A 10,344-nucleotide genomic window follows, 5' to 3' on the forward strand; every position below is an offset into this window, starting at 1 on the left:
GCGATCATGGAAGCCGATGAGTCGCTTTACGGGGCGGACGAGACATTGGCCCTGGGCATCACCGGCGTATACGGCATGATCGGTCTGACCGGCTTCGGTTATCTGGACAAGATCAAGCTGGGCGTCATCGGGGCCCTGAACGGCCGGAAGGACGGAATTCATGTCTTTCTCGACGATCTGGTCGCCGGCATAGCCGCCGCCGCTTCCGCAAGAATTGCGCATCGCCACGAAGGGGCAAGGGTGTATCCCGCTAGCGTAAATCCGGCGGAAATTGAGCCGTAAAGCATAAATCCGGCGCGGTCTTTCCCGCGTCTCTCTCCTCCCTCTTTTGTTGCAGGAAAAAAGAAAACTGTGTTATCATGATTCCAATATACGGGATACGGCTTTGGAATTGAGATGAGGAGGCCTCGTCAGGACATGTGGACGGTAATTTATATTGCGCCTACCGCCAAAGTGGCGGATATGATTAAGAGCAAGTTGACAGAAGAAGGATTTCTGGTAAAATGCCGTCCTGTCAATATGTCCAAGCAGCAGTTTGAGATTCTGGTTCCTTCCGGTGAGCTTGATGAAGTGCAGGAAGTGCTTAACCTGATTCTGCATCCCTAGATTGACATCATGAGAGCAGTGATTACAATGTAGATGCTGCCTTACGCAAATAAACGGCTGAAGAGGTGCGACTCTTGTTCAAAGATTTGTTTCAGAAAAAACGGAAATATGCGACAGTTCCTTCGCAGCGTCTGGAGCAAGCGAACATACCGGCGGAAGGGGAACGCCCTAAGCGGGAAATTCCCGAAGGGCTGATGAGCAAGTGTCCCAAATGCGGTTCGATCCAGTACAGCAAAGAGCTGGAGAAGAATCTCAAGGTATGTACGGCCTGCGGCCATCATATGCGGCTGAACGCTCCTGAAAGAATTGCCATAACGCTTGATCCGGGGAGTTTTATCGAGTTCGACGCGGGGATGATATCTGTGGACCCGCTTCAATTCCCGGGATACAGCACGAAGCTCGAGCAGCAGAAGCTGAAATCGGGCCAGCTTGACGCCGTCATTACGGGACAGGGAAGCATTGATGGCCATATGATTATTGTGGCGGTTATGAATTTTGAATTTTTTACGGGCAGCATGGGCTCGGTGGTCGGGGAGAAAATTACCCGCGCCATCGAGGAAGCGACTGAAAGAAAGCTGCCGATGGTTATATTCTCGACTTCTGGCGGAGCCCGGATGCAGGAGAGCATCCTGAGCCTGATGCAAATGGCGAAGACCAGCGCGGCGCTGGCGCGTTTTGGCGAGTCCGGAGGATTGTACATATCCGTAATTACGGACCCGACAACGGGCGGCGTGTCCGCAAGCTTTGCGACGCTGGGGGATATTAACATTGCGGAACCGGGAGCCGTATTCGGGTTTGCCGGACGTATCGTTATCGAACAGACGATCCGCCAGAAGCTGCCGGATGATTTCCAGACGGCGGAGTTCAATTTACAGCACGGCCAGCTCGATCTGGTGGTGCACCGCAAGGAAATGCGCTCTAAGCTCGGCAAAATTCTGGAGCTTCACGATGTGAAGGGGGGATTTTAGAATGGCGGGGGACTTGCCTTTTGAAAAACCTCTCGTTGATCTGCGCAAGAAAATTACGGAGCTAAAGCAATTCGGGGAAGAAAAAGGTATTGATTTCACCGACGAAATCGCCCGGCTGGAAGAACGCTACAAACTGCTGGAAGAGGAGATCTATTCCAATATCTCACCCTCGCAGAAAATGCATCTGGCCCGGCACCATGGCCGTCCGACCTCGCTGGATTTGATCGGGCTTATCTTTACCGATTTTATCGAACTGCACGGAGACCGGCTGTTCGGCGACGACCTCGCGGTTGTCGGCGGCATCGCGAAGCTGGAGGGAATACCGGTTACCGTGATTGGACAGCAGCGCGGCAAGGATACGAAGGACAATATCGCCAGATTTTTCGGCAGTGCGCATCCTGAAGGCTTCCGCAAGGCGCTTCGGCTGATGCAGCAGGCGGACAAGTTCCGCCGGCCGATCATTACGTTCATCGATACGAAGGGCGCTTATCCCGGTAACACGGCGGAGGAACGGGGCCAATCGGAGGCGATTGCCCGCAATCTGCGCGAAATGTCCGGGCTTGGCGTTCCTGTCGTCTGCGTCGTTATTGGCGAAGGCGGCAGCGGAGGTGCGCTGGCGATGGCCGTGGGTAACCGCGTGCTGATGCTGGAACATGCCATTTACTCCGTGATTTCACCGAATGGCGCCGCGTCGATCTTGTGGAAGGACGCCTCGAAGGCCGATCAGGCGGCGGAAGCGATGAAGATTACCGCCGACGATTTGCTTGCGATGGAAGTCATTGAGGAGATGATCCCCGAGCCCAAGGGCGGCGCGCACCGCGATTATGGGACTACAGCGGCGTCCATCAAGGATGCCCTCGTTCGGCATCTGCATGATTTGGCCAGTCTGGATGCTGACGAGCTTAGGGAGGACCGTTACCGGAAATTCCGTAAGATCGGGGAGTTCGCGGAATCGCAGGCGGCGGAAGAAGTCTTTACCGAAGAACCGGCGCTCAGTCCGGAGTAAGCAGGACCTTATTATCCAGGAGGTCCGATTTCTAAATAACCTTGCAATCTGTAACCCCGAATCGGCTTCGGGGTTATTTTTTTAAATATAAGATCTATAAGTTTTACGCTTATAGATAGCCTTATATTTCTGCGAGAAACGGATGCCCTCCTCCTGCGAGGACGGCGCAGCCGTTTCTTCTTGTTTGGCTGCGCCGCCGCTAATTTGTATGAAAAAGCCGCAGAAACATTGATTTTAGTGTCCGGTTGAAGTAATATTCATAAGGGCGCAGTCAATACTGCATTATGACATAGTTCCTATTCATTTGGACAACTTTGTAGTAGATTTTGTAGTTGGAAAAAGTGTAGACAGAGAAACGAAAAAACGGAGGAAAACTAATGCGGAAAAGTAAAATTGTATGTACGATTGGTCCTGCAAGTGAATCGTTGGAGAACATCAAGAAATTGATCCTGGCCGGAATGAATGTGGCACGTCTGAACTTCTCCCACGGTGATTTTGAAGAGCATGGAGCACGGATTAAGAACATCCGTCAAGCATGTAAGGAACTGAACAAGACGGTTGCCATTCTGCTCGATACGAAAGGACCTGAGATTCGTACAGGCAAGCTCGAAGTGGAACCGATTGAACTGGTGCAGGACGAGTATCTGACCCTGACTACGGAAGAGATTCTTGGCGATAAAAACCGTATTTCGGTAACTTATTCCGATCTTCCTAAAGACGTTCAAGTAGGCTCCACAATTCTCATTGACGACGGCCTCATCGGACTTACCGTTGTCGACGTTCAAGGTACAGAAATCAAGACCCGTATTGTCAATGGCGGCACAATTAAGAGCAAGAAGGGCGTTAACGTGCCTGGAGTTGCTATTTCCCTGCCTGGTATTACGGAAAAAGACACCAACGATATCATTTTCGGGATCGAACAGGACATCGATTTTATCGCCGCTTCCTTCGTTCGTAAAGCCAGCGATGTTAAGGAAATTCGCGATCTTCTCGAGAAGCATAACGCAAGCCACATCCAAATCATCTCCAAAATTGAAAATCAGCAGGGTGTCGATAACCTTGACGAAATTCTGGCCGCTTCCGACGGTCTGATGGTTGCCCGCGGCGACCTTGGCGTGGAAATTCCGGCGGAAGATGTGCCGCTCGCACAGAAACTGATGATTCAAAAATGTAACATTGCAGGCAAACCGGTAATCACCGCTACGCAAATGCTCGATTCCATGCAGCGCAACCCGCGTCCAACCCGCGCAGAAGCGAGTGACGTGGCTAACGCTATCTTCGACGGAACCGACGCTATCATGCTGTCCGGCGAAACGGCTGCAGGTAAATATCCGGTAGAATCGGTACTGACAATGTCCCGTATCGCTGAAAAAGCGGAATCCGCGCTGAACCACCGTGAAATCTTCCTGAAGCAGCAAATTGCCCAAAAGACGACAGTAACGGAAGCAATCAGCCAATCCGTAGCCATCTCGGCGCTGGATCTGAATGCCAAAGCGATCATTTCCTCCACGGTTAGCGGACATACTGCCCGTGTAGTTTCGAAGTACCGTCCGGTATCTCCGATTATCGCGGTAACGACTCAAGATAGAACAATGCGTCAGCTGGCTCTCGTATGGGGCGTAACTCCGGTTAAAGGATCGCCGGCATCGTCCACCGATGAGCTTTTGGAAACGGCTGTTCAAGGCGGCAAAGATTCCGGCCTTGTCCAAGCCGGCGACCTTGTCGTAATTACGGCAGGTATTCCGCTCGGACATTCCGGTTCCACGAACCTGGTAAAAGTGGAGCAAATTGCCGACTAATTTGCCGATATCTGCATATTAAAGTCTAGCAATATTGCAAGCTATAAGATTCGAAATAAAAGCAATGGCATTTTCTGCCATTGCTTTTTGCTTGGAAATGATTCAATATCATTTCCACCTATGGGGGTATATGGATGATTCTCAGCTTCATTGCTCCCTCAGAAAGCTGCCTGCGGCGGTTGAAGGACTTAGCGCGCAACTTGAAATATAAGACTGAATAAGCTATTTTAGATCAAGGGAAAGGAGGAGATCATGCGTGGAAACCCAAGATTTTTTGCCGGGCCCTTGGCACGCCGCCTCCTTGAGGGTTCGTTACCAGGAGAGCGATCAGATGGGCGTGGTATACCATTCTAATTATTTGAACTGGTTTGAAATCGGACGGACCGAAATGCTGCGCGGACTTGGTTTTTCCTATCTTGAAATGGAGAACCGGGGTTTGCTGCTTCCGGTCACCTCGGCAGAGCTGCAATTCAAGCGGTCTGCAAAATATGACGATATGATCGCCGTCTATGCCCGCATGTCGTCATTTACGCCTCTTCGGCTAACTTTTGAATATGAGGTGCGGCGGGTATCCGGCCCGGAACTGACCGGTGCAGGCTTGTATGGATCGGATGCCGCTGTTCCGCATAACAATAATGGGGTTTCATTTGCTTCGGGCTTCCAAGCCTCGGCAGCCGGAGAACTGCTGGTTACCGGCTCCACCGGCCATGCCTGGGTAAACCGGGAGCTGAAGCCCGTACGGCTGGACAGGGCATTGCCTGAAGTTTATGGCGCAATCGTGACGGCGCTGCGCACAGAAAAGAGGACGATATGATTAAAAGAAATTGGCTGTGGGCGGCGTTATTCATTATTCCCGCCACAGAGCTCTTCGGCTTTATCCTGGTATCGTCCTGGTTTGGAGCGTCCAAGACGCTGCTGCTGCTGATCTCGACTTCTCTTATCGGTCTTCTGATGATGCGTTTTGAGGGCAGCAAGGTGTTGCAGGACAGCAGGCAGCAAATGCAGGAGGGCAGGATTCCGGGCCGGACGATGCTGGACGGGTTATGCATCTTTTTCGGGGGATTGCTGCTGATTATACCGGGATTTATCACGGACATTATCGGCTTTACCTTGGTTTTTCCCCTGACCCGGCCCCTGTACCGCGGATTTCTGCTGAAGTGGATTGAGAAAAAAATGAAGAATGGCACATTTACCTATTATAAGAGATAACCCGAACTTAAACCTGTTTCCAAAAGAGCGAAGACCGCCTGATCATGCTGCGGCTTTCGCTCTTTTTATCGTTTCATGCGCGAGTATGCGCATCTGCAGGTCCGAAGGCGTTATGCCGGCTTAGGGCGTCAGCTTTTGCGAAGCCGTCACCTTAGTGAAGTCTACCGTTAAGGATATAGGAATGGAGACTGCGGAAGACGCCCGCCCGCCAGAAGGCGCCAAGGATTACGAGCGCAACCGGACCGAGAATCAGGCCGGCTGCACCGAGCAGCTTCAGGCCGGCGAACATGCCGATCAGCATAGCAAGCGGGTCGAGACCTGTGCTGCTGGCCACGAGCTTTGGCTCCAGTACCTGGCGGGTAATCAAAGTGATGCCATACAACACGGAAAGACCGATGCCAAGCGGCATATCACCTGTCATATAGGAATAGAGAGCCCACGGAATCATTACGATTCCGACGCCAAGGTAGGGCATCAGATCGACAAGACCGATTATCAGTCCAAGAACGAAGGCCGATTTGACGCCCAGAAGAATCAGGCCGACGATAACAATGGACGCAGTAATCGAGATTAAGACAAGCTGCGCAAGCAGATAACCGAAGAACGCTCTCCGCAGATCGCTGAAGATTTTCGCCGCTGCGCTGCGAAATCCGTCCGGCAGCCAATCTGACAGCATTCGGCTCCGCCGCTCCCATCCTGTGGCGAGAAAAAAAGCGGCAAGAACGACGACAATGAGCACCGTTCCGAGCGATGGGAGGGAAGCGATTATTTTCAGAATCAGATTGAAGATGCCGGTAACGAGATTGGTCGCCGCAACCCCGATCGATTCCGTCGTTTTGCTGATATGGCTGTCGATCGTGGCGTGATAATCCGGATTGCTGTTGTAGAACTGGTTAATTTGGTTAATGATATTTTGAAGGCGGTCGCTGCGGCTCCAGGATTGAAGCAGTTCATGCCACTGCGGCGCGTGCAGATTGAAGGTTTGGGCAAGAACGGCCAGCTCTTTGACCAGCCGGGTAACAAGCGCGGTAAGCACAAGCCCGGCGGAGCCGATATAAAGCGCAAGCGAGAGGATGACCGCAAGCCATGACGGCAGCCGGAGCCGCTTTAGGCTTTCTACCACTGGGCGTATGCTGTAAGCGAGCAGCCAGGCGAGGCACAGCGGATAAAGCAGCGGAAGCAGTACATAGAGGCAGAAGAGGGCAAGCAAGGCGGCTAACACGACCCATAGGCCCCTAAACAGTCTCTTCAGCGTCAGGCTGTCCATGCCGATTCTCCTTTCCATATGCGGTAATGAACGGCTCGTATAATGCTCGTCCTCGTCCTAATGTATATTCCGGTCAAAGGGAAATCATCCCTTTTTTCGGCCCGTGTAAACTGAAGGCGCATACATGAAACGTTTGCAAGGAAGCAATTTTCTATCTCTCCGATAAAATCATTTGATGCGCCGTAAAGCTTCCACATAGTTCACGTAATCTACAATTTCCGGTATGATAATTAAAGGCACTATTTTTTGGATTAAACCCTTCATTCATCAACCTTCTGGGCAGCAGACCTAATTTATACGCAATTATTTTTTTAACTACTTTGAATTGTAAATGTTTTCACGGATTTACACCTCTAATTACCCCAGTTGGCAAAAGGAGAGATATTAACATGACAGTGATAAAGGGACTGGAAGGTATTGTTGCGGCTGCTTCCTCCATTAGTTCAATAGTTGACGGCGTGCTCACTTACCGCGGATATGATATCGATGATCTTGCCGAAAATGCCAGCTTCGAAGAGACGGCCTTCTTGCTCTGGTTCGGCAGCTTGCCGACCACGGCCGAGCTGGAGAAGCTGAAGCGCGACCTAAGCGATTTTGCGGCGATTCCGGAGCAGGTTATCGCGCAGATGAAGCTGTATCCGAAGGATGCCAATACGATGGCCGCCTTGCGCTCTGCCATATCGAGTCTAGCGCTGTATGATGAGGCTGCCGATGATATGAGCCGCAGCGCCAATGAAATCAAGGCAGTGAAGCTGCAGGCGCAAATTCCGACGATTGTGGCGGCGCTGGCGCGCATCCGCAAAGGGCTGGAGCCTGTCGCTCCCAAGCCTGGCGCCTCCATTGCCGAGAACTTTTTGTATATGCTCAGGGGCGAGCAGCCCGATATGGTATCGGTCAAGGCTCTCGACACAGGGCTTGTACTGCATGCCGACCATGAGCTGAACGCCTCGACCTTTACCGCAAGGGTAACGGTTGCGACGCTGTCTGACATTTACTCCGGAGTTACCTCGGCAATCGGCGCGCTTAAAGGTCCGCTGCACGGCGGAGCGAACGAAGCTGTAATGAAAATGCTGGAGGAAATCGGCAGCTTTGAGAATGTAGAGCCTTATATCCGCGCCAAGCTGGACCGCAGGGAGAAAATTATGGGCTTCGGGCACCGCGTCTACAAGAACGGCGATCCGCGCGCGAAGCACCTGATGAAAATGTCGCGCGAATTGGGCGCAATCAAGGGCGATACGAGGCTGTACGACATGTCCGTGAAGATCGAAGAAATGGTAACCGGGCAGAAAGGCCTCAAGCCCAATGTCGATTTTTATTCCGCGTCCGTGTATACTCAATTAAGCATAGACCGCGAGCTGTTTACGCCGATCTTCGCCATCAGCCGGGTATCGGGATGGACCGCTCACATTCTCGAACAGTACGAAGATAACCGCATTATCCGTCCGCGTGCGGAATACACGGGTCTTGTGGAGCAGAAATACGTTCCGGTCAACGAAAGATAAGCAGTCTTTTTCTGCATGCCTGTCCTGAGCGGAAAGGCGCTTACGGCAGAGGATTAGCCGCTAAAATGGCATACGCCTCTTAAAGCCAGGTTTTACCCTTAAAGCTAAGAGAAGCGTATGCCGCACACCAACTTTTAAGGAGGAATTATACACTAATGCTGAAACTCGAAAAGTATGAACTGCCGACAGAAGGCGAACAAATCACAATTGACAATGGCAAGCTGCAGGTTCCCAATCATCCGATTATCCCTTTCATTGAAGGCGACGGAACGGGCCGCGACATTTGGAAAGCCTCCAAGCGGGTGCTGGATGCGGCGGTGGATAAGGCTTACGGCGGAAGCAAGAAGATTGCCTGGTATGAAGTGTTTGCCGGAGAAAAGGCGTATAATACATACGGAGAATGGCTTCCGAACGATACGCTCGAAACAATCCGCGAGTACATCGTTGCGATCAAAGGGCCGCTGACGACGCCGATCGGCGGAGGCATCCGTTCCCTGAATGTGGCGCTGCGCCAGGAACTGGATCTTTACGTATGTTTACGTCCGGTACGGTATTTTGACGGCGTGCCTTCCCCGGTGAAGCATCCGGAGCTGGTCGATATGGTCATTTTCCGGGAGAACACGGAAGATATCTATGCCGGCATCGAATACCAAGAAGGTACAGAGCAGGTTAAGAAAGTGATCGAGTTCCTGCAAAAAGAAATGGGTGTGAGCAAGATCCGTTTCCCGGAAACGTCGGGCATTGGCATCAAGCCGGTATCCTCCGAAGGCTCGAAACGTCTCGTTCGCGCTGCTGTGGAATACGCAGTTAAGCATGGACGGGGGAGCGTTACACTTGTACACAAAGGCAATATCATGAAGTTCACCGAGGGCGCGTTCAAGAACTGGGGCTACGAGGTGGCTGAGCAGGAGTTCGGCGACAAGGTATTCACCTGGAATCAGTACGATGTAATCAAGGAGCGCGAAGGCGTTGACGCGGCAAATGCCGCCCAGAAGCAGGCGGAGCAGGATGGCAAAATCATTATCAAGGACGCCATCGCCGACATCGCGCTGCAGCAGGTGCTGACGCGTCCTACCGATTTTGACGTCATTGCCACGCTGAACCTTAATGGTGACTATCTGTCCGACGCTCTGGCGGCGCAAATCGGCGGCATCGGCATCGCTCCGGGTGCGAACATCAACTACGTAACCGGTCATGCCATTTTTGAAGCGACCCACGGTACGGCGCCGAAGTACGCGGACAAGGACGTTGTGAATCCCGGTTCGGTCATTCTGTCCGGCGTCATGATGCTGGAGCATTTAGGCTGGCAGGAAGCCGCCGATCTGATCTACAAAGGTATGGGAACAGCCATCAACAACAAAACGGTTACTTATGATTTCGCAAGGCTGATGGAAGGAGCGACAGAGCTGAAATGCTCCGAATTCGCTGACCAAGTGATCCAACATATGTAGGAAGGTCAATACATTGGCCATCCATCGTTACAAGATTACCGGCCGCCCCCCACGGCTCTGATGCTCGCTCGGAATGAATTAGGTAAGCGGAGCCGGTAATTGACAAAAGTATGAACGAATCCTCATTTTATTTAAGATAAAATGGGGATTTTTCTTTTGAGATTAAGCAATTAGTGTTTATAATATTTATTGATATAACTTATGTCACAGATTTATCGGGAGGGATATGATATGAACTGGAGCGTTTTAATGTTCTTACATATGATTGGCACGCTGACGCTCGGTTTCTACCTGGTGCTGCCTTTCATTCTAGGACGGACAGAGAAGCTTTCTTCCGCAGCCAAGGAGGGTACGCTGAGCGCAATTGGCGCGTTTAATCGGGTTGCCCAATATGGCTTGGTCATTCAACTGCTTACCGGCGGCTACATGATGACCAAAGGCGAGTATTCGGTACCGTGGATGATTATCGTTACACTGCTGCTGCTCGCCATGTTCGCCTTGAGCGGCATTATGAGCAAGCCGCTGCGGCTTTTGGG

11 protein-coding genes are annotated in these 10,344 nt (G+C 51.8%); 10 read left to right on the top strand and 1 reads right to left on the bottom strand.

Translation table 11 applies throughout. The features are described from left to right. From L691_RS0127180 to L691_RS0127210, 7 genes are all read left to right on the top strand, one after another. On the top strand, positions 1-282 hold a 282-nt coding region (locus L691_RS0127180), incomplete at its 5' end, for a phosphatidylglycerophosphatase A (protein WP_025693332.1). Between the two features lie 135 nt (positions 283-417). Then, positions 418-606 carry a hypothetical protein gene (locus L691_RS0127185; protein ID WP_025693333.1) on the top strand — a complete coding sequence of 63 codons (189 nt, stop codon included), beginning with the start codon at positions 418-420 and terminating at the stop codon, positions 604-606. Between the two features lie 74 nt (positions 607-680). Next, the gene (accD, locus tag L691_RS0127190; protein WP_025693334.1) at positions 681-1,574 is read left to right on the top strand and encodes an acetyl-CoA carboxylase, carboxyltransferase subunit beta; all 894 of its coding nucleotides are present in this window, start codon (positions 681-683) and stop codon (positions 1,572-1,574) included. 1 nt (position 1,575) lies between these two features. Continuing rightward, entirely contained in the window at positions 1,576-2,580 is a 1,005-nt protein-coding gene (locus tag L691_RS0127195; RefSeq protein WP_025693335.1) for an acetyl-CoA carboxylase carboxyltransferase subunit alpha, read from the top strand. 377 nt (positions 2,581-2,957) lie between these two features. Next, positions 2,958-4,379, top strand: coding sequence for a pyruvate kinase (gene pyk / locus L691_RS0127200; RefSeq protein WP_025693336.1), 1,422 nt, complete (start codon positions 2,958-2,960; stop codon positions 4,377-4,379). 256 nt (positions 4,380-4,635) lie between these two features. Further along, a complete protein-coding gene (locus tag L691_RS0127205) occupies positions 4,636-5,193 on the top strand; it encodes an acyl-CoA thioesterase (protein WP_025693337.1) in 558 nt (185 codons plus the stop codon). After that, positions 5,190-5,588, top strand: a complete 399-nt coding sequence (locus L691_RS0127210) for an FxsA family protein (RefSeq protein WP_025693338.1) — start codon at positions 5,190-5,192, stop codon at positions 5,586-5,588. Before L691_RS0127205 ends, L691_RS0127210 begins: the two co-directional genes overlap by 4 nt. 151 nt (positions 5,589-5,739) lie before the next feature. Here L691_RS0127210 and ytvI read toward each other — a convergent pair whose 3' ends face one another. Continuing rightward, a complete protein-coding gene (ytvI, locus tag L691_RS0127215; protein WP_025693339.1) occupies positions 5,740-6,855 on the bottom strand; it encodes a sporulation integral membrane protein YtvI in 1,116 nt (371 codons plus the stop codon). 389 nt (positions 6,856-7,244) lie between these two features. Between ytvI and citZ the strand changes: the two genes are divergently transcribed. From citZ to L691_RS0127235, 3 genes are all read left to right on the top strand, one after another. Beyond that, positions 7,245-8,357 (top strand): citrate synthase, encoded by a 1,113-nt coding sequence (gene citZ / locus L691_RS0127225; protein WP_025693340.1) that lies wholly within the window; start codon positions 7,245-7,247, stop codon positions 8,355-8,357. A gap of 155 nt (positions 8,358-8,512) precedes the next feature. Then, a complete protein-coding gene (gene icd, locus L691_RS0127230) occupies positions 8,513-9,808 on the top strand; it encodes an NADP-dependent isocitrate dehydrogenase (RefSeq protein WP_025693341.1) in 1,296 nt (431 codons plus the stop codon). A gap of 231 nt (positions 9,809-10,039) precedes the next feature. Next, the coding region (locus L691_RS0127235) for a hypothetical protein (protein WP_025693342.1) at positions 10,040-10,344 on the top strand (305 nt) is incomplete at its 3' end.

This window comes from Paenibacillus zanthoxyli JH29 (genome assembly GCF_000520715.1).
GTDB classification, from domain to species: domain Bacteria; phylum Bacillota; class Bacilli; order Paenibacillales; family Paenibacillaceae; genus Paenibacillus_AQ; species Paenibacillus_AQ zanthoxyli.

Excerpts from the sequence above, each read along its gene's own strand:
- L691_RS0127195 (WP_025693335.1), top strand. The coding sequence starts at position 1,576 with ATGGCGGGGGACTTGCCTTTTGAAAAACCTCTCGTTGATCTGCGCAAG.
- L691_RS0127210 (WP_025693338.1), top strand. The coding sequence starts at position 5,190 with ATGATTAAAAGAAATTGGCTGTGGGCGGCGTTATTCATTATTCCCGCC.
- citZ (WP_025693340.1), top strand. The coding sequence starts at position 7,245 with ATGACAGTGATAAAGGGACTGGAAGGTATTGTTGCGGCTGCTTCCTCC.
- ytvI (WP_025693339.1), bottom strand. The coding sequence starts at position 6,855 with ATGGACAGCCTGACGCTGAAGAGACTGTTTAGGGGCCTATGGGTCGTG.
- pyk (WP_025693336.1), top strand. The coding sequence starts at position 2,958 with ATGCGGAAAAGTAAAATTGTATGTACGATTGGTCCTGCAAGTGAATCG.
- L691_RS0127185 (WP_025693333.1), top strand. The coding sequence starts at position 418 with ATGTGGACGGTAATTTATATTGCGCCTACCGCCAAAGTGGCGGATATG.
- icd (WP_025693341.1), top strand. The coding sequence starts at position 8,513 with ATGCTGAAACTCGAAAAGTATGAACTGCCGACAGAAGGCGAACAAATC.